Origin of the sequence: Tritonibacter multivorans, assembly GCF_001458415.1 — a bacterium.
GTDB classification, from domain to species: Bacteria; Pseudomonadota; Alphaproteobacteria; order Rhodobacterales; family Rhodobacteraceae; genus Epibacterium; species Epibacterium multivorans.
Genome location: NZ_CYSD01000014.1, coordinates 208,863 through 228,510, shown reverse-complemented (window position 1 = coordinate 228,510; position 19,648 = coordinate 208,863). Strand labels below are relative to the sequence as shown.

Sequence of the window (19,648 nt, the reverse complement as noted above, 5' to 3'; positions counted from 1 at the left end):
ACTCTTGGCCCCTGCACCACAGCCGGGGCCAAGCCCCGCCCCCGAACTCCTCTCGGCCCTGATGGTATATGTCCAGCAGGGTGGGGGCGGGCGATCGTGTTTTCCCCTCACATTCAGGAGCACCGTCTCATGACCAAATCTGGAAAAATTACTGCTGCCATCTTGGGCCTCGGCACGATCTTGGCTGTCATTCACGCCGCCAACGCGCCTTTGATCACCTTGAAAACAGATGAAACCCTTCTTGTTGAAGTGGCCAATATTCTGCTGGTCTATTTCATCCTCGCCCTTGTCATCGAGCGCGGCTGCGAGGTGGCGATGGAGCTGTTTCAGGCCCTGCGCGTGGTGCCACCCAAATCCGCCGCCCCCGAAGACGCCGCCAACCGCGAACGCAGCCTCGTCTCGCTGGTTGTGTGCCTCTTGCTGGCCTCGGCGCTGTCGCTGGCGGGCCTGCGCCTGGGCGAGGCGGTCCTGTCCCTCGCCGCGTCAACCGCGCCGGCAACAGAGGGCTATTTCAACCTGATTGATGCGGCGATGACGGTGCTTTTGCTCGCGGGTGGTTCTGAAGGTGTTCACCAGATTATTCGCCGTCTTCTTGGTGACAAGGTGCCCATTCCTTCCAACGCATAGCCCCCGTGCCAAGCCCGTGACCCAATTATGTCACAAGGCCGCACATCATAAGGATTTTTACTGCAAACCGAAGCCTAGGGTTTGACGCAGGTGCCCTCGGGTCGCTTTTATGGTCCTCAAAGGGGGACCACGATGAGCAGCCTTTCCGCCAGCCACCCATGGATTGCGTCCTTTCGACTGCAGGCCATGATCGCCACCGGTCTTGTGATGTTTGTGTTCATCACAATGCATCTCAGCAATCTCGCCCTCGGGCTGGTCTCGGTCCAGTTGATGGAGGACTGGCGATGGGCGCTTAGTGGGATCTGGACATCCGTTCCGCCGCTCAAGCTGCTGCTGCAGGTTTCGCTGCTCCTGCATTTCGCACTGGCACTGGTATCATTGTACCTGCGCAATACACTGCGGGTGCCCGCCTATGACATGGCGCAGATGGTGGCGGGTGTTTTGATCATCCCTCTGCTGTCCGGCCATGTGTTCGGCATTATGGCGGTCAAGGATCTGGGACTGGAACCCACCTATACGCTGGTGCTGAGTCAATTCTGGGTGGTGTCCCCGGAAGACGGTCTGAAACAGATTGTTATGCTGGTTGTTGCCTGGGTGCACGGCGCGATCGGCATCTACACTTGGCTGCAATCGCAGGACGGATCGCCGCGGTTGATGCGGTTTTTCTATCCCTTTGTGGTGGCGCTGCCGATCCTTGCCATGCTGGGCTATGTCGAAGCCGGCCGCCAGATCATTCCGGTCGAAGAAGGCGGCATGGGCTTCACCCTCGCCAACGACCCCAATGCCAATGGCCCAACCGTCGCGCAAGACGACATCCCAGCCATTATCGATCGCGCCCGCAGCGGCGCACAGATGGCAACCCGCGGGTCGCTGGCACTTGTTGCGCTGGCATTGCTGGCCCGCTGGCTGCGCTTGCGCGGTGTAAACCGCAGCCGCCTCACGGTCACCTATCACGGCAAACGCCCCGCAACCTTTGACGCCGAAGCCGGGCTCAGCCTGCTGGAGATGGCGCGTGCACAAAACCTGCCCCATGCAAGCGTCTGTCGTGGGCGCGGGCGCTGCGGCACTTGCCGCGTGCGGGTTCTGACGGGGGCAGAGACGCTCGCGCCCCCCTCCGAAGCAGAGGCAAAGGTCCTCGCCCATTGGAAAGCCGCCCCCGAAGAGCGTCTGGCCTGTCAGCTGAAACCCACCTCCGGGACGCTGGAGGTGGAACGTGTGATCGAACCGGATTACTCCAACCTCGACTATGACACCCCGAAAGGGGCCAAACCAAACCCGGCGGAGGTCTGATCATGCAGTGGCTCCGTTTTCTACTCTCCGCAATTGCGCTGGTGCTGTGCACCGGCATGGCGCAGGCACAGTTCATCCCCAGCACGGGCAGCAGTGAGGCCACCGTTGTCCCGCCGCCATCTCCCAATGACGTCAAAGAGTTTCTGCGCCTTTTGGGTGATCCTTCCGTTCAGGCCTGGATCACCGAAAGCGCAAACGACGATGGCACCCTGGCCGACAATCAGACGCGCAGCTTCCGGGAACAATTGGACACGCAGGTGGCCCGGATCGCCAATCGGGCACAATCCGTGGTTCTGGCCTGGCAGGTTCTGCCACAGATGCCTTCGGTACTGGCCGAGGTCTGGGCGACCGAACTGTCGCATGCGCAAAAAGTGCGATCCGTCACCTATATCCTGATCTTTCTGCTGATCGGCTACGGGCTGGAATGGCTGTACCGCCAGACCGTCCGCTTTGCGCTTCTGCGGGTCGAACAGGCGCCCAAGGATGCACCTTCTCAAAAGTTCATCGGGGCGCTGCTGCGCGCAGCGATCATCTTTGCCGGTCTGGGCATATTTGCCATTGGCAGCATCGGCGCGTTCGACAGTTTCGACTGGCACCCGCTGCTGGAAAGTCTGGTGCTGGACCTGTTGATCTCGGTCCTGCTGTTCCGGGTTCTGACCACGATTTCGCTGTTCTTCCAGGCCCCGCGCGCGCCCGAATTGCGTCTGGTGCCTTATGGCACGCCTGCGGCCATGTTCCTGCACCGGCTTGTCGGGGTCATCTCGCTGGCCGTGGTGGTGGCTTTTGCGATGCTCTACATGCTGAACCGCATTGTCGAACACCACGGCATGGCCGACGGCAGCGATCTGGCAACGGTCGCGCTGGCGCAGACAATCACGCTTGCGCTTATGGTTGTTGTGGTGATCTGGGCCTGTATCTGGCTGGCCTTCCGGCGTCTGCCGCAGCTCTGCGAGATTGACGCCAGCCCCCGCGCGCTGCAAATCTGGCGCAATGCTCTGATTGTCCTTGTGGGCGCTGTGTTTGCCCTCTGGCTGGGGGGGCTGTTCAATATCATGTGGGCGGTGCTGATCATCGGTCTGGTGGTCCCCGGACTGCGCCTGATGCGGGCCTGGATCGACCATTTCTTTGATCAATCCACCGAAGCCCTGCACGAAGAACACAAGGCCGAGGCTCAAAAGGTTCTCGATGACTTTGCCGCCGCCGAGGCCGCAAATGAATTGCCCGAGGGCGAGCCGCAGCCGGATGTTCCCGAATTTGCCGACCCATATGTGACCACCCGCCCGATTGTTCAACGAGGCGCGCGGTTTGCCTTTATCATGACGGCCGTGGTCCTGTTGTCGAGCGCCTGGGGCGTGAATATTCTGGATCTCTCCGCAGACCGCAGCGTGCTGGGGCGTATTCTTGAGGTGCTGGTCGACAGTATTGTCGCACTCCTCCTCGCTGACCTGATCTGGACCTGGGCCACCAGCGTCATCGACAAACGGGTTGCCGATTACGAGCCCCCCACGGATGGTCAGGCGCCGGGGCCTGAGGCACGGATGATTACCCTGCTGCCGCTGTTGCGCACCATTTTGATGGTCACGCTTCTGGTGATGGTTGTGCTCAGCGTGCTCAGCGCATCCGGTGTGAACATTGGCCCGATCCTTGCGGGCGCCGGCATCGTCGGCATTGCCATTGGCTTTGGCACACAATCGCTGGTGCGCGACATTGTGGCGGGTATTTTCTTCCTCATTGATGATGCGTTTCGCCTGGGCGAATATATCGAGGTCGGCGATCTCATGGGCACGGTCGAAAGCATCTCGGTGCGCTCCATGCGCATCCGTCACCACCGGGGCAAGGTCCACACCGTGCCATACGGCGAACTTAAAAGCCTGACCAACCACAGCCGCGACTGGGTGATCATGAAGCTGGAATTCCGCGTGCCCTTCGACACCGACCTGCAGCTGGTCAAAAAGATCGTCAAAAAAGTCGGCGCGGAGCTGAAGGCCAATGAACACTACGGCCCCTCGATCCTCAGCACGCTGAAGTCCCAAGGCGTCCGCCGCATGGAAGAGTTCAATATGGTGGTCGGCGTGAAATTCATGACCAAACCGGGCGAACAATGGCTGGTGCGCCGCGACGCCTATCAAAAGGTCCGCGACGCCTTCGAGGCCAACGGCATCCGCATGGCCGAACGCAATGTAAAAGTGGCCATTGAGGGCGGCGATCACCTGAGCGAAGAGCAACGCCAAGCCGTCGCAGGCGCCGCGCAGGACGCCGTGCAGGGCCCCGGTGGCCCGCCCAAACCAATCCCCGATGAACCCTAAGCCGACACACCACAAGCATCTCATTGATCCCCCCGCTCCCAGGGTCAGCGCGGGAGTGTTTCCGATCATACGCTGTGTCAAATGGGCCGTAGCTCCCGCCCTCGTACGAGGCGCGCACCAGAAGTCCCGCACCGCTGAAAGCCAATCTGCCTTCGTTTCAGCCCGTCAGATGTTTTTTACCAGGCCATCCTCGGCAACGGCGGTCAAAGGTGCTTGCCCTAAGCTTTATAGAACCACCAATTTGATCGCGTAAGCGACCAGTCCAAGTGTGACGACACTGGCGAGCCATAGGCCTGCGAACCAAAGCAGACGGGTTGGTAGCTTTGTCTTTTCCATCAGTGATACCCTTCGCTTGGGTCCATTTTCCCGCGGAACACCCAGTAGGCGTAAGCGGTATAGATCAGAATGATCGGGATCAGGATGACAGCGCCGACCAATGCAAAGGCAAGACTGCTGTCTGGGGCGGCGGCTTCCCAGATCGTCAGGGAGGGTGGCACCATCATCGGATAGAAGCTGATGCCAATCCCGACAAAGCTGACCACGAAGAAGCCAAGCGCAGACAGAAAGGGTCGCGCGTCGCTTTGATCATTCAGCCCGGTGAAGAAAGACCATGTCAGGCCAGCCATCAGCAGTGGCACGATCATCACCCACAGGCTGCCGGGTAGATTGAACCAACGCTCGAAATACACGGGATCCTGAAACGGTGTGAATATGCTGATCAGGCCGATGAGGCCCAGTGTTCCGGCCCCCAGCCACCACGCATATCCGCGCATTTGCACTTGCAGGTCGCCTTCGGTTTTGAGCACCAGCCAAGTGGCCCCAAGAAGTGCGTAGCCGATGACAACAGCAAAGCCGGTCAAGACAGAGAACGGTGTCAGCCAGTCAAACCAACCGCCCGCATAGGCGCGGCCGTCGATCTCGATGCCTTGCACAAGCGCGCCAAGGGCGATGCCTTGGCACAGGGCCGCCAGGATCGACCCGCCAAAGAAGGCCGCGTCCCACAGGCCCTTTTTCTCAGCCCGCCAGCGGTATTCAAAGGACACGCCACGGAAGACCAACGCAAGCAGCATGAGGGTGATGGGCATATAGAGCGCAGGCATGACGATGGCATAGGCCAGCGGGAAGACGGCAAAGAGGCCGCCACCACCCAGCACCAGCCATGTTTCATTGCCATCCCAGACAGGGGCCACGGAATTCATCATTAAATCCCGGTCCGCTTCCGATTTGCCAAAGGGGAACAAGATGCCGATGCCAAGGTCGAACCCGTCAAGAATGACGTAGGTCAAAACGGCGAAGGCAATGAGCCCGGCCCAGATGAATGCAAGATCAAATACCATGGGTCTGCTCCCTCTTAGTCTTTCATGAGTTCAGGATTGAATTCCGGCGCCATTGTCGTCTTGGCCGTTCGGATCGGACCATCGCGCAGGCCCAGTTTGGGTGTCGCAGGCCGCTTGTTCATCATCCGCAGCAGGTAGTAGGTGCCTGCCCCGAAGACGGCAAAATAGACCACGATGAAGGCGATCAGCGACGCCGCAACCGCAGGCGCATCCACAGGCGCGAGGCTGTCTGAGGTGCGCAACAGGCCATAGACGGTGTAGGGCTGGCGACCGACCTCGGTCGTGATCCATCCAGCCAGAACGGCAACGAACCCGGACGGCCCCATCGCGATACAGGCACGGTGCAACCAAGGTGCATCGTAAAGACGCCCGCGCCAGCGCGCGTAAGCGGACCAAGAGCCAAGACCCAGCATCAAGAACCCCAGTCCGACCATAACGCGGAAGGACCAGAAGACGATGCCGACAGGCGGCTGGTCTGCGTCCGGAATGGTGTCGAGCCCCATCACCGGCTTATCCAGCGGCTTTTCAAAGATGATGTTGCCAAGACCTGGGATGCCAATGGCGTAGTCCAGCCGTTGCGCGGTGTCATTGGGAATGCCGAAAAGATATAGCGGCGCCCAACCTTCAGGGTGGCTTTCGTAATGGCCCTCCATCGCCATGATCTTGACCGGCTGGTGCTCAAGCGTGTTGAGCCCATGCTCGTGGCCTGCGAAAATCTGGATTGGGGTAACAATCACAGCCATCCACATGGCCATGGAGAACATCCGCCGCGCTTCTTTGTCGGCCTTGTCCCGCAACAGATGCAAAGCGCCGACAGCACCGACCACCAGAGCGGTCGTCAGGAATGCGGCGAGGACCATATGCGCAAGGCGATAGGGGAAGGACGGGTTGAAGACGATTTGCCACCAGTCTTCCGGCACGAACTGCCCAACCTCGTTGATGGAATAGCCCGCCGGGGTCTGCATCCAGCTGTTCACCGACAAGATCCAGGTGGCGGACATCAGTGTGCCGAAGGCAACCATCGCGGTGGCAAACATGTGCAGCTTTTCACCCACCCGTTCTCGGCCAAACAACATGATCCCAAGGAACCCAGCTTCGAGGAAAAAGGCCGACAGAACCTCATAGGCCATAAGCGGCCCGACCACCGGCCCTGCCTTATCGGAAAAGACCGACCAGTTGGTCCCAAACTGGTAGGACATCACAATGCCCGACACGACCCCCATGCCAAAGGCCACAGCGAAGATCTTCTTCCAGTAGTTGAACAGGGTGAGATAAACCTCATCCCGCGTGCGCATCCAAAGCCCGTTCAGGACAGCGAGGTAACTCGCGAGTCCAATGGAGAAGGATGGGAAGATGATATGGAAGGACACTGTGAAGGCGAATTGAAACCTTGCCAGTCCCTCTGCGCTGAAACCCTCTAACATTTGTCTGCCTTTCCATTCTTGTCGTTTATGCTTCGTCGATATAGACCGTGCGCAAGTAAGGACGAATTTCTTCGAACCCCTGCGGAAATTTGACCAGCGCATCCGCGTTCGACACAGACGGCGGAATGATCGCGCGGTCGCCGGGGCGCCAATCTGCTGGCAGCGCCACCCCTTTGGCATCACCGGTTTGCAAAGCGTCAATCGCGCGGAGAATTTCATCAAAGTTTCGACCAACGCTCATTGGGTAGGTCATCGACAGACGCAGCTTTTTGTCGGGATCAATGATGAACACGGACCGCACGGCGGCGGTTTGGGACTCGCCGGGGTGGATCATCTCGTACAGCTTGGCGATCTCGAAATCAGGGTCGGCCACGATAGGAAAACGCAGCGTGGTGTTCTGGGTGTCGTTAACATCCTCGATCCATTTCAGATGTTCTTCGACGCTGTCGGTGCTCAGCCCGATGGGTTTGACACCACGCGCGGCGAACTGATCTGCCAGCTGCGCGGTGCGGCCCATTTCAGTTGTGCAGACCGGCGTGAAGTCTGCCGGATGGCTGAAGAAGAACGCCCAGTTGTTGCCGATCCAGTCGTGGAAGGAAATCGGGCCGGTTGTAGTGTCGGCTTTGAAGTCAGGGACGATATCACCAAGCAGAAGTGTCATGCGTGTCTCCTTTTCATGTCTGACCCCTAGCTAGGCGCGGTCGGACGAGAGTTCAGTGACAATGTCACCCAACTTGCAAAAAGTTATACAGTAAGTATAAGTTTGGGGGAGGTGACAAAATGAAGCTGACATCCTACACCAATTTTGCCCTGCGTGCGCTGCAGCTGGCCGCCCTGAAAGACCCGGACTTGATCCGTGTTGATGACGTTGTGCGCGTGCATGGGCTGGCCCGTCCGCACATCGTCAAAATCGTGCACGAGCTTGGCGTGGCAGGCTATGTCATCACACAGCGCGGCCGCAACGGCGGCTTTCGCTTGGCCAAGCCTGCGGAAGATATCGTCATCGGTGATGTCGTGCGCCTGACCGAGGGGCCGCTTGATCTTGTCGAATGTTTCAACCCCGAGAAAAACACCTGCCCGCTGATCGGGATCTGCAAGCTGTCACGCGCCCTGCAAGAGGCAACGCGGGCCTTCATGGCGGTACTCGATGATCTGACCCTGGCCGATATCGCAGCAAACCGGGGCGACTTGCTTGCCCGGATCGCGCCGCTGGAAGAGGGCATAGTTGCGCCGATGAGGAAAGCCAAATGATCCCCGACTGGACCGAACGCTTTCAAGGAACCGCCGCGCTGCCACGCGCTGTTCGCGACCGCTTGGTGGATGTCGCCCGCATCATTCACATGGACGCAGGCGCGCAGGTATTTGGCCCTATGAATGTGCCAGACAGTCTGTTCTTCCTCTATGACGGGCGTATTCGCGTGTCGCAAAGCTCTGACACGGGGCGCGAAATCACGCTTTATCGTGTGGATGCCGGCGACAGCTGCGTGCTGACCACCGCCTGCATGCTGGCCGAAGAGGCCTACAACGCAGAAGGCGTGGCGGAGACCGAAATCACCGCCGTGGTCCTGCCGAAACCTGCCTTTGACCGGCTGGTCGCAGAAGAAGAGGCGTTTCGAAAGTTCGTCTTTGCGGCCTACTCAAAACGGCTCATCGACTTGCTGCGCGTCGTCGATGATGTGGCCTTTGGGCATATGGATGTGCGACTGGCGCAGCGGCTGCTGGCCTTGGCGGGGGACCTGAAGGAAATCCCCGCGACTCACCAACGGCTGGCGAGTGAGCTGGGCACCGCGCGCGAAGTCGTCTCTCGCGTTCTGTCGGACTTTCAGAAGCGCGAGATGATCGCGCAATCACGCGGGCGCATTGCTTTGGTTGATAAACCTGCGCTTCGAGCGCTGGCTGACAGCCGTTGAGACCTACCACAAAGCAGGATCATTTAGCGCCGGGACGCAGACGCATGCACCTTTCAACGGCTCAAACGGCGCTTGCGATATGGATTGCCCTATCCAGCCGTCAGGATAGCTCAGCGGCATCGGCGCGCGCGCCTGCGTCATTGAGAGAGATGCGAAGCCTAGTTTGCCATAGAAATTCGGATCTCCGTAGGTCAGCACGACATCAACGCCTTCGCGGGCCAGATCTTCCAGTGCGTGTCGGATCAAGGACTGGCCAATGCCTTCGCCTTGCCGCGGAGTCGAGACAGCCATTGGCGAGAGTATCATGACGCTTCGGCTGTCTTCGGAGTAGGTGAGCCGAGAGAAAAGGGCAGCGCCAACCAAATCAGATCTATCCCAGCTCGCAAAGATCCGCAGGTCGTGAGCGTCTGTTCGTTCCAACATCCGATCGACAAACTGAGCGATCGTGGCACCTTCATCCGCACCTTCGGAGGCTGTGAACACACTATTGAACAAGTCTACAAGGTCGGAGTTGCGGGCGTTGCGACACTGAATTCTCGACATAAAAACCTCGGTGGCTAGATCGTAGAAACCAAGAATATACGCGTTGGGTGACATTGTCACTGAAGAGGCAAGATCAAAGTTATATCACTTCTCCAAGTTATCTGGATGGAGGACATTATGACCACCAACGTTGGCACCATGGATCGTATTCTGCGCGCGGCGCTTGGCCTCGCGATCGGTCTTGGCGAGGGTTCGCGGTCAGACGCGGCCGCTTTCAAGTCCCCACATCTACCGTGATCGATCCGAAACTGATCGGCGGGTCCGCATTGTTTGGCATCGGCTGGGGTATCGCAGGGTTTTGTCCGGGTGCGGCCATTCCCGCGCTTGGCACAGGCCGTTGGGAAGTCGCGCTGTTTTTGGTGTCCGTTAGTCTGGGCTTCTACATCCGCAGGTTGGTTACACCGACCCAAGTCGTAAGGACTGCCTGATGAAACATCCAATCCTCTATGGTCTCGTCGCAGCAGCCGTTCTGGGCGCTGGAACCGGTGGTTACGTCCTGGCACAGAACATACACGGCGCGGGCCACGGCCACGGGGCTGGCCACGGGTCTGGCCACGGGTCTGGCCACGGGGCTGGCATGCACCAGCATGACGAAGTCAATATGCCGGGCCTGACCGGTGAAAACGCCAGCGCGCAGGAGAGTGCGGACCTTGCCCTCCTGTTCCGTAAATTCGAAACGCTCAGCCGCGAGGTTGAGAACCTGCCGAATGGCATTCGCACCGTCACACGGTCGAGCGACCAGGAGGTCATGGATGTTTTGGTCAGCCACGCGGTTGGCATGATCGATCGTGTACACGCCAAGGACGATCCAAAGATCATTATCCAAAGCCCCACACTTGATACGTTTTTCCTGCACGGAGACGAGATCGTTTCAGACGTTTCCGTCGAAGACGAAGGACTGGTTGTGATCCAGACCTCGGACAACCCCGAGGTGGTCGCCGCGATGCAAATCCATGCAGCCGAGGTAACCGCAATGGTCGACCGCGGCATGGCCGCCGTTCACGACATGATGATGGAACAAGGGCGCGGTCACTGAGCATGGCGCCCAAACGTGGAAACCGGTGTTGAGCATCCGGCCATGCGACACAAATGGCAGCGCGCGCGACCGAAAAGGAGACCCCAAAAATGACATACCCTGTTGATATGACGATTAAACCCGAGGTTCAGGCCTTCTTTGACGAAGCGACCAACACGATCACATATCTGGTCAAAGACCCTGCCTCGAACAGCTGCGCCCTGATCGATACTGTGATGGACATCGACTATGCCGCTGGCCGCATCACGTTCGATCATGCTGATGAGTTGATTCACCAGATCAAGTCTCAGGGCCTTAAGCTTGAGTGGATCATCGAAACCCACGTTCATGCCGACCACCTGAGCGCCGCGCCTTACATCCAGCAAAAGCTGGGCGGCAAGATCGGCGTCGGATCCAAGATCACCATCGTGCAGGAAACCTTCGGAAAGGTGTTCAACGAAGGCACCGAGTTCGAGCGTGACGGCTCCCAATTCGATGCGCTGTTTGAGGACGGCGATACTTACATGATCGGCCATATGCAGGCCTTTGCCATGTACACGCCGGGCCATACGCCGGCTTGCATGGTGCATGTGGTGGGCGATGCGGCTTTCGTGGGCGACACGCTGTTTATGCCTGACGGTGGCTCGGCCCGCTGCGACTTCCCCGGCGGCTCGGCCGAGGAGCTTTACGACAGCATCCAGAAGGTGCTGGCGCTGCCCGATGAAACGCGCCTGTTCATGTGCCACGACTATGGCCCCGGTGGTCGCACGATCGCTTGGGAAACCACCGTGGCCGAACAGAAAGCCGAGAACATCCATGTGGGTGCAGGCAAGACCAAAGAAGACTTCGTCAAGTTCCGCACCGAAAGGGATGCCCAACTGGCGATGCCGAAACTGATCATTCCGTCCCTGCAAGTGAACATGCGCGCGGGCGAGGTGCCGACCGACAAGGACGGTAACCCGATGCTCAAAGTGCCCGTGAACGGGCTGTAATCGCCCTCAAGGAGCGAAGCGATAGGGCAATCAAAGCCCTCAAGCAGCGAAGCGATAGGGCAATCATAGCCCGGAGGAGAAAGAGACATGGACCTGAAGAAGATCACCGACAAAACCAGCGTATGCCCGCAGATCACGCCGCAAGATATGGCCGCGATCAAAGCGGCAGGCTTTCGCGCGATCATCTGCAACCGCCCTGACGGCGAAGGGGCGGATCAACCGAGCTTTGAGGAAATCGAAAAAGCGGCGCAGAAAGCCGGGATTGAGGCGGCCTATGTGCCTGTGACCTCAGGCATGGTCCAAGACGAAGACGTTGCGGCGTTCGGTTCCGCACTTGAGAAGTTGCCGCGTCCGGTTCTGGCCTATTGCCGCACGGGCACGCGCTCCGCCACGCTATGGTCTTTCCATGAAAGCAAGAAGCGCCCAATGGCCGAGATCCTCGCCGCGACCAAGGCAGCGGGCTACGACATGAATGGCGTTGCGCGGCGCATCGCCAATGGTGGCAAGACTCCGACCGACACGGGCGATGCGAGATATGACGTTGTTATTGTCGGTGGCGGTGCGGGCGGCGTGTCCGTCGCGGCCAGCCTGCAATCGCGCAAATCGAACCTATCAATTGCGGTTATCGATCCAGCGGATATCCACTACTACCAGCCCGGCTGGACCATGGTGGGCGGCGGCATTTTTGAGGCCAGCCAGACCGCCAAGACGATGGGCTCTCTCATCCCACGCGACGTCAAATGGATCAAATCCGCAGTCGCCGCGTTTGAGCCCGAAAACAACGCCGTCATCCTCGATGGCTGCCGCGTGGTGAAATATGATCGCCTTGTGGTGTGCCCCGGCCTGAAGCTGGATTGGGACGCTGTCGAAGGCCTCGAAGACACCCTTGGCCGCAACGGGGTCACATCCAATTATCGCTACGATCTGGCGCCCTACACTTGGCAGCTGGTGCAAGAGATGAAAGATGGGCGGGCGATTTTTACCCAGCCGCCCATGCCGATCAAATGCGCAGGCGCGCCGCAAAAGGCGATGTATCTGTCTGGCGATGCGTGGTTCCGCAACGGACGCCTGAAGGACATCGACATCCAGTTCATGAATGCGGGTGGCGTGCTCTTTGGCGTGAAAGACTACGTGCCCGCGCTGGAAAGCTATATCGCCAAATATGACGCGACCTGTAACTTCTTCCACAATCTGCTATCTGTCGACGGGGAGTCGAAGAAGGCCACTTTCAAAGTTGCCAAGCCGGACACCGATCCAGAGATGGTGACGGTTGATTTTGACATGATCCACGTCTGCCCGCCCCAGACCGCACCGGATTTCATCCGTGTCTCACCATTGGCTGACGCGGCGGGATGGGTCGACGTTGATCAGGTCACCCTGCGCCACAAGACCTTCGACAATGTCTGGAGCCTTGGCGATGTGATGAACGCCCCCAACGCGAAAACCGCCGCAGCCGCGCGCAAACAAGCGCCCGTGGTCGCGGACAATATCGCCGCGGACATCGCCGGACGTTCGCCCGTTGCGGCCTACGATGGCTACGGATCCTGCCCGCTGACGGTGGAGCGCGGCAAGATTGTGCTGGCCGAGTTCGGCTACGGCGGTGTTCTCAAGCCCTCTTTCCCATCGTTCCTTTTGGATGGCACGAAACCGACACGTGCGGCCTGGTTCCTGAAGGAGAAGATGCTGCCACCAATCTATTGGCAGGCCATGCTGAAGGGCAAGGAATGGATGGCCAAGCCCGAAAAGATCCAGGTCGCTGCTAAATAAACTGCAGTCACACACTGCGGGCGGCCTTCCTGCTGCCCGCAGCGTTCCTGGTGGATGGGTCGCCTGCTTCGAATGGCCCGTCCATCGCCTTTCCCGAAAGAAACCATGATGCACAGACTCCGCAGCTATATGCCGATCCTCTACTGGGGCCGGACCTACGACTCATCCGCTTTTTCGAATGACCTGATCGCGGCTGTCATCGTAACCATCATGCTGATCCCGCAATCGCTGGCTTACGCATTGCTGGCGGGATTGCCGCCAGAGGCGGGGATCTATACTTCCATTGCGCCCATCGTGCTTTACGCGATCTTCGGCACCTCCCGCGCACTGGCCGTGGGACCGGTGGCGGTGGTGTCCTTGCTGACCGCGTCGGCCATCGGTCAAGTGGCCGAGGCAGGTACAGCAGGCTATGCGATCGCAGCCCTGACACTGGCCTTTCTGTCGGGCGGTTTTCTGGTTGTGCTTGGGGTGTTGCGCCTCGGGTTTCTGGCCAATTTCCTCAGCCACCCCGTCATTGCCGGGTTTATCACCGCCTCAGGCATCCTGATCGCCACAAGCCAGCTGAAACACATCCTTGGCGTCAGCGCGCATGGCCATACAATGCCGGAAATGCTCGGATCCTTGCTTGTCCATCTGGGTGACATCAACTGGATCACCGTGCTGATCGGCGTCTGCGCGGCGGGCTTTCTGTTCTGGGTTCGGGGCAATCTCAAACCACTATTGAAACGGCTTGGCACAGGGCCACTGTTGACGGATTTCCTCTCCAAAGGTGGCCCTGTTGTGGCCGTCGTGGCGACCACGGTCGCGGTTTGGGCGTTTGGTCTGGCCGATCAGGGCGTGAAAATCGTGGGCGATGTCCCGCAGAGCCTGCCCCCCCTGACCGTGCCCGGCCTGTCCTTCGACCTTTTGGGCGCCCTGCTGGTCCCCGCCATCCTGATCTCGATCATTGGTTTTGTGGAAAGCGTCTCGGTCGCACAGACCCTGGCCGCCAAGAAACGCCAGCGCATCGACCCCGATCAAGAACTGATTGGGTTGGGTGCCGCAAATCTTGGCGCGGCCTTTACGGGCGGGTTTCCGGTGACGGGCGGTTTTTCCCGTTCGGTCGTGAACTATGACGCGGGCGCGGAAACACCCGCCGCAGGCATCTTTACCGCCATTGGCCTTGCCATCGCCGCTATCGCCCTGACGCCTTTGGTCTACTTCCTGCCCAATGCCACGCTGGCCGCCACCATCATCGTAGCGGTTCTATCGCTGGTGGATTTCTCGATCCTATGGAAAACATGGGCCTATTCCCGCGCCGATTTCACGGCTGTGGTGGCCACCATCCTTCTGACGCTGGGCTTGGGCGTTGAAGTGGGCGTGGCTGCCGGTGTCGCGATCTCTATCCTGTTGCATCTGTACAAAACTTCGCGCCCCCATGTGGCCGAAGTGGGTCTTGTCCCCGGCACCCAGCACTTCCGCAACATCCACCGCCATGACGTCGAAACCTCGGATTCGGTGGTCACATTGCGGGTCGATGAAAGCCTCTACTTCGTGAACGCTCGTTTCCTTGAAGACTTGATCCAGACCCGCGTCACCCAAGGCTGCGCCATTCGCCACGTGGTGCTGATGTTTTCCGCCGTGAATGAGGTCGATTACTCTGCCCTCGAAAGCCTAGAGGCCATTAACGCGCGGCTAACGGACATGGGCGTCGGCCTGCACCTTTCCGAGGTCAAAGGCCCCGTGATGGACCGCCTGAAACGGTCCCATTTGATCCACGAACTGAACGGAAAAGTGTTCCTATCCCAATTCGACGCATGGGACCAACTGAGCAATCGCGAGGTGTCACAAGCCGCGGAGTAATTGGCACGTCGATTTGATCACTCTGCGTCCCCCATGTTTGGGAAAAATGGGCAATCCGAATACCGGAACCCAACCTGCGTTCTGTCGTTACAAGTGATAGACCGGCAGGGACTGACACCGTGATGATCGAATGGCAGCGATTAACGTTCTGCGAGCGCAGGCGGCACCAAGTTGAATTCAAACGTTGAGCTCAGAGCCGCCTTCGGTGGGTCTTTCGACAAACGCTGTTTCGTGGCGAAACCGCTTTAAGGTCCAGCTGTATCCTCAAGACGCCTCTGTCCTGCGCCTAGTCCGCGCGCTGCTGCAAGGTGCGGTCGGCCAAGACGGCGGCCGCGGTGCGGTTGTCGACGCCGAGCTTTTGGAACACCTGTTCAAGGTGTTTGTTCACCGTCCGCGCACTCAGTTCAAGGATCACGCTGATGTCTTTGTTGGTTTTGCCCAAGGTCAGCCAATAGAGGATTTCCGCCTCGCGGTAGGTCAGCTCGAACCGTTTGCTCAGGATCTCTTCTTTGGCGATGCCGCTGACATGTGACAGGCGGACCAGAAATTCCTGCGCGCCCGACAGGCACACGAAGCTCAGCCGAAAGGGGCCGATCTCCAGCGGGGGTGGTGCGGTTTGGGTCAGATTGCGTTGCAGCCAGGCAGACACCAAAGGAGCCCGCGTATTGGCGCGTTCGCTTTCCAGCCAGCCAAGCGCCTTGCTCGCCCCCCATAACACCTGCCCCTCGCTGTCCAGTGCCAGAACCGACCCGCCAAAAGACGCCGCCGCCTCGCGCGCGCTGAGGATCAGTTTGGCGTTTGCAATATGGGTGCCAATCCGGGCCAGAAGCTCTTCCAGAACCACAGGTTTGGTGACATAGTCCACACCGCCTGCCCGGAGGCCGCGGACAATATGTTCCTGATCAGAAAGCCCGGTCATAAAGATGATCGGCGCCGCCACGGGGTTGGCCCCAAACTTCAGCGTCTGGCAGGTCTCAAACCCGTCCATTTCGGGCATGATCGCGTCCATCAGGATCACGTCTGGCTGCACCCGGTGGGCCAGCCGGATTGCAGAGGCCCCATCGCGGGCGACCAGAACCGTCATGCCTTCGTTCTCTAAGGCTGCCGACACCATACCCAAGGATTCCGGGTTGTCGTCTACCACCAGAGCAATGGAGCGGTTGGAGTGTTCAATTGCCGTTTCAGGATAGCTCATGTCGTGTCTCCTGTAAGAGCTGCATGATCCCTTCGATGTCAAACACATCCAGCCGCGCTTTGAGGCCGGTCATCAAGGTTTCGGGGCAGCGCCCGGATTGTTCCAACTCGTCAAGCTTGTCCCGCAGCCCAGCCGCATGGCCGATGTCTGCAAATTCCAGCAAAAGACCAATATCGTCTGGCAAAAGATGACCCGCTGCCGCGTCTTCTGCAGGGTCGGGCACATCGGCCGTAAGGGTGATTTTCAGCAGTTCCGCGATCTGCAACAGCAGTTCGTCCAGATTATAGGGTTTGGCGATAAAGGCATCATGCAGGACAGGTTCGCTGCGCGGGCGCGCTTCGTCTTTGGCATGGCCGGAAATCATCACAATTGGCATATTGCGCGCAGGCCCCGCCCGCAGCGATCGGGCAAAGGACCAGCCATCGCGTTCGGGCATATCAATGTCCAGCAGCAGAATGTCCGGCGAGGCATCGGTCAGGATCAGCTCGGCCGCATCCACAGTTGAAACCGCCACCACAACAAAGCCAAGCCCGCTGAGGAAATGATCGGCCAGCGACAGGTGGTTGATGTCGTCATCCACCACCATGATTGTCTTGCGCTGGCCCTTGTAGCCGGTGAAGGCGGTGCTTTGGCCCACGTCCTGATCGGCGATCACGCTTTGGGTCAGGGTTGGCAGCATCAGGCGGATGCTGAACGTGCTGCCCTTGCCCGGCGTGCTGTCGACTTCAATGTCGCCGCCCAGGATTTCCACCAGCAGCCGCGTGATCGTCAGCCCCAGACCGGACCCCGGCACCGTATGGGAAGAGCCCCGCTCGAACGGGCGCCAGATCCGCTCAATGTCCGCCGGCGGAATGCCACAGCCGGTGTCGGTGACCGAAATTATTGCAACCTCATTGCGATAGGTCAGGTCAAAGGTGACCGTGCCCGCCTGCGTATACCGGATCGCATTGGACAGAAGGTTGATAATGATCTGGCGCAGGCGCTTTTCATCACAGGCGATGAAATTCGGCAAACGCCCATGGGTCTGCATGGTAAAGGTCAGCCCCTTGCGCGCGGCCTCTGCCTCAAAGATCGAGGCAATCTGGCTCAGGAAAGCGGGCAGGTTAATACGGTCCCGCATGATCTCGATCCGGCCGGCTTCAATGCGCGAAATGTCCAGAAGCCCCTCGATCAGCCCCGCCAGATGTTCACTTGACCGGCGGATGCTGCCAATCGGGTGGTTCCAGTTCTTCAGGTCCGGGTCTTTTTCCAGAAGTTGCGCAAAACCATAGATCGCGTTGAGCGGCGTGCGCAGCTCGTGGCTCAGCCCGGACATATAGCGGGTCTTGGCCAGATTGGCGGCCTCGGCCTTTTCTTTCGCCGCCTGCAAAGCGCGGTCAGTGCGTTCATGGGCGCGGATTTCCTTGATCGCGCGTTCCGTCTGGCGTTCGGCCTCGGCACGGGCATTGCGTTGGCTTTCGCCGGTCAGGATAAACATCCAGACGCTGATCCCGATCACAATGACCACCGTGCAGAAGATGATCATCAGCCCGGCCTCGAAATTCGCGGCGCCCTCCATATTGCGGATCACCACCAACAACAGCGCAAAGGCGCTGGACAGCACCACCGTTGTGGCAAAGAACCGAAACAACCGCGAATGCACCGCCCGCGCCAGGGTCTGAGGCAACAGCGCATGGGCGAGCCGGGTCAGATTGGCCTCGAGCGTGCCCTCGGTGCGGCAGGCGTCATGACAGCTGGCATCCAGCATACAGCACAGCGAACAGATCGGCGCGTCGTGAAAAGGGCAGTGGACCATGTCTTCATGGTCAAAGGTGTACTCACAAACCCCGCAATCATGCTGGCCGTTTGACACTTCCATATCCCGGTCATGGCGCACCAGATAGAAGCGGCCACCGGTGGCAAAGGCGATCAGCGGCGCTGAGACAAAGGCGGTGAGCAGGGCAACAAAAGAACTGAACGCCTGCGCAATCTCGCCAAAGACACCGGCATAGCAGGCCAGCGACGCCACACAGGCCAGCGCCATCGACCCAAGGCCAACCGGATTGATGTCATACAGAAAGGCGCGGCGGAACTCGATCCCCTTGGGGCTGAGGCCCAGGGGTTTGTTCACCACCAGATCCGCCACCAGCGCCCCGATCCAGGCCACCGCCACATGGGAATACAGGCCCAAAACCTGCTCCAGCCCTTTGAACACGCCCAATTCCATCAGCATCAGCGCAATGGCCACGTTGAACACCAGCCAGACCACCCGGCCCGGATGGGTGCGGGTCAGGCGCGAAAAGAAATTCGACCAGGCAATCGACCCGGCATAGGCATTGGTCACATTGATCTTCAGCTGCGACAGCACCACAAAGGACCCCGTCAGCACGATCACCAGCGCCGGATTGCCCAGCACAAAATCAAAGGCCGCAAAATACATCCGCGTCGGGTCCCCGGCCTCGGATGTGGGGATGCCCTGCTGCACCGCAAAGACCGCCAGATAAGACCCGGCCAGCATTTTCACCACTCCAAGGATCGACCAGCCGGGACCAGAGGCCAGCACTGTCAGCCACCATTTTCGCCGCTCTGCCGTGGTTTTCGGCTCTGGCAGGAACCGCAGGAAATCCACCTGCTCGCCGATCTGTGCCACCAGCGAAAACACCACGCCAGACGCCGCACCCAGCATCAGCAGTTTGGAGCGGGCATCGGGCTCTGACAGGCCGGGGTATTCCGTCCAAAGGTCGGTGTCATAGCCCACCAGCGCCAGCAGGACAAAAGGCAGCACATGCAGAAACACCCACAGCGGCTGCGTCCATGTATGAAAGGCCGAGATCTTGGAAAACCCGTGCAGCACCAGTGGGATCACAATGAGCGAACTGCCCACATAGCCAATGAACAACGGCACGCCGAGGCAGAACTCCAGCGCCAGCGCGAGGATCGCGGCCTCAAGTGCGAAGAAGATAAACGTAAACGTCGCATAGATCAGCGAGGTGATGGTGGAGCCCAGATAGCCAAAGCCCGCCCCGCGCGTCAGCAGATCAATATCAAGCCCATAGCGCGCCGCATAATAAGAAATCGGCAATCCGGTCAGAAACAGAAGCGCGCCCACCAGCATGATTGCTGCCACCGCAATATCGAACCCATAGGTCAGCGTCAGCGTGCCACCAATTGCTTCGAGCGCGAGGAAGGAGATGGAGCCAATGGCGGTGTTGGCCACGCGTCCAAAGCTCCACTTCCGCGCCCGATGCGCGGTGAAGCGCAACGCGAAATCCTCCATGGTTTCATTTGCAACCCACCGGTTGTAAATGCGTTTTTCGCGTGTGGCCCGAAGTGCGGCGTTCATGCGGATCCCCCTCAGCCTGACCGCTTTTGCGCAGTCCTTGCTTTGCCCGATCCAGCATAATGCGCAAAATGCGCAGCC

At 59.3% G+C, this 19,648-nt stretch carries 17 protein-coding genes and 1 pseudogene; 11 read left to right on the top strand and 7 right to left on the bottom strand.

The features are described from left to right. The first annotated feature begins 129 nt into the window (after positions 1 to 129). From TRM7557_RS05055 to TRM7557_RS05045, 3 genes are all read left to right on the top strand, one after another. The gene (locus tag TRM7557_RS05055) at positions 130 to 627 is read left to right on the top strand and encodes a hypothetical protein (RefSeq protein ID WP_058289125.1); all 498 of its coding nucleotides are present in this window, start codon (positions 130 to 132) and stop codon (positions 625 to 627) included. Positions 628 to 759: 132 nt separating this feature from the next. Next, positions 760 to 1,917, top strand: a complete 1,158-nt coding sequence (locus TRM7557_RS05050) for a 2Fe-2S iron-sulfur cluster-binding protein (protein ID WP_058289124.1) — start codon at positions 760 to 762, stop codon at positions 1,915 to 1,917. A gap of 2 nt (positions 1,918 to 1,919) precedes the next feature. Continuing rightward, positions 1,920 to 4,223 carry a mechanosensitive ion channel family protein gene (locus tag TRM7557_RS05045; protein ID WP_058289123.1) on the top strand — a complete coding sequence of 768 codons (2,304 nt, stop codon included), beginning with the start codon at positions 1,920 to 1,922 and terminating at the stop codon, positions 4,221 to 4,223. A gap of 225 nt (positions 4,224 to 4,448) precedes the next feature. Here TRM7557_RS05045 and TRM7557_RS20450 read toward each other — a convergent pair whose 3' ends face one another. The 4 genes from TRM7557_RS20450 to TRM7557_RS05030 are packed head-to-tail and all read right to left on the bottom strand — an operon-like array spanning position 4,449 to position 7,645. Further along, entirely contained in the window at positions 4,449 to 4,559 is a 111-nt protein-coding gene (locus TRM7557_RS20450) for a DUF2474 family protein (RefSeq protein WP_074942096.1), read from the bottom strand. Then, a complete protein-coding gene (gene cydB / locus TRM7557_RS05040) occupies positions 4,559 to 5,560 on the bottom strand; it encodes a cytochrome d ubiquinol oxidase subunit II (protein ID WP_058289122.1) in 1,002 nt (333 codons plus the stop codon). The genes TRM7557_RS20450 and cydB overlap by 1 nt, the downstream gene beginning before the upstream one ends. 14 nt (positions 5,561 to 5,574) lie before the next feature. Further along, positions 5,575 to 6,984, bottom strand: coding sequence for a cytochrome ubiquinol oxidase subunit I (locus TRM7557_RS05035; protein WP_058289121.1), 1,410 nt, complete (start codon positions 6,982 to 6,984; stop codon positions 5,575 to 5,577). A gap of 25 nt (positions 6,985 to 7,009) precedes the next feature. Then, positions 7,010 to 7,645 carry a peroxiredoxin gene (locus TRM7557_RS05030; RefSeq protein ID WP_058289120.1) on the bottom strand — a complete coding sequence of 212 codons (636 nt, stop codon included), beginning with the start codon at positions 7,643 to 7,645 and terminating at the stop codon, positions 7,010 to 7,012. 119 nt (positions 7,646 to 7,764) lie between these two features. Here TRM7557_RS05030 and TRM7557_RS05025 point away from each other — a divergent pair, with 119 nt between their 5' ends. Then, positions 7,765 to 8,235: an RrF2 family transcriptional regulator gene (locus tag TRM7557_RS05025; RefSeq protein WP_058289119.1), complete on the top strand. Its 471-nt coding sequence runs from the start codon at positions 7,765 to 7,767 to the stop codon at positions 8,233 to 8,235. Next, positions 8,232 to 8,894, top strand: coding sequence for a Crp/Fnr family transcriptional regulator (locus tag TRM7557_RS05020; protein WP_058289118.1), 663 nt, complete (start codon positions 8,232 to 8,234; stop codon positions 8,892 to 8,894). The genes TRM7557_RS05025 and TRM7557_RS05020 overlap by 4 nt, the downstream gene beginning before the upstream one ends. A gap of 3 nt (positions 8,895 to 8,897) precedes the next feature. Here TRM7557_RS05020 and TRM7557_RS05015 read toward each other — a convergent pair whose 3' ends face one another. Next, positions 8,898 to 9,491: a GNAT family N-acetyltransferase gene (locus TRM7557_RS05015; protein WP_235811396.1), complete on the bottom strand. Its 594-nt coding sequence runs from the start codon at positions 9,489 to 9,491 to the stop codon at positions 8,898 to 8,900. Between the two features lie 63 nt (positions 9,492 to 9,554). On the opposite strand from TRM7557_RS05015, the gene TRM7557_RS19715 reads away from it, so the two are divergent. The 6 genes and pseudogenes from TRM7557_RS19715 (at position 9,555) to TRM7557_RS04995 (ending at position 15,053) form a co-directional block, all read left to right on the top strand. Continuing rightward, positions 9,555 to 9,674, top strand: coding sequence for a YgaP family membrane protein (locus tag TRM7557_RS19715; RefSeq protein WP_165592406.1), 120 nt, complete (start codon positions 9,555 to 9,557; stop codon positions 9,672 to 9,674). Further along, a pseudogene (locus tag TRM7557_RS20235) lies at positions 9,647 to 9,865 on the top strand (DUF6691 family protein); the annotation flags it as partial. The gene TRM7557_RS19715 and the pseudogene TRM7557_RS20235, both read left to right, overlap by 28 nt. Continuing rightward, complete coding sequence (locus TRM7557_RS05010; RefSeq protein WP_074942094.1) at positions 9,865 to 10,473, top strand: hypothetical protein; 609 nt, start codon at positions 9,865 to 9,867, stop codon at positions 10,471 to 10,473. The pseudogene TRM7557_RS20235 and the gene TRM7557_RS05010, both read left to right, overlap by 1 nt. Positions 10,474 to 10,562: 89 nt before the next feature. Then, entirely contained in the window at positions 10,563 to 11,444 is an 882-nt protein-coding gene (locus TRM7557_RS05005; protein WP_058289148.1) for an MBL fold metallo-hydrolase, read from the top strand. Between the two features lie 87 nt (positions 11,445 to 11,531). After that, complete coding sequence (locus tag TRM7557_RS05000) at positions 11,532 to 13,211, top strand: bifunctional protein tyrosine phosphatase family protein/NAD(P)/FAD-dependent oxidoreductase (protein ID WP_058289117.1); 1,680 nt, start codon at positions 11,532 to 11,534, stop codon at positions 13,209 to 13,211. 108 nt (positions 13,212 to 13,319) lie between these two features. Then, positions 13,320 to 15,053, top strand: a complete 1,734-nt coding sequence (locus tag TRM7557_RS04995) for a SulP family inorganic anion transporter (protein ID WP_058289116.1) — start codon at positions 13,320 to 13,322, stop codon at positions 15,051 to 15,053. A 286-nt stretch (positions 15,054 to 15,339) separates the two neighbouring features. Here the strand turns inward: TRM7557_RS04995 and TRM7557_RS04990 are convergent, their stop codons facing one another. Together TRM7557_RS04990 and TRM7557_RS04985 are read right to left on the bottom strand one after the other, a co-directional pair. Continuing rightward, positions 15,340 to 16,248: a response regulator transcription factor gene (locus TRM7557_RS04990; RefSeq protein ID WP_058289115.1), complete on the bottom strand. Its 909-nt coding sequence runs from the start codon at positions 16,246 to 16,248 to the stop codon at positions 15,340 to 15,342. Further along, positions 16,235 to 19,570, bottom strand: a complete 3,336-nt coding sequence (locus TRM7557_RS04985; protein ID WP_058289114.1) for a hybrid sensor histidine kinase/response regulator — start codon at positions 19,568 to 19,570, stop codon at positions 16,235 to 16,237. Before TRM7557_RS04985 ends, TRM7557_RS04990 begins: the two co-directional genes overlap by 14 nt. Positions 19,571 to 19,648: the final 78 nt, after the last annotated feature.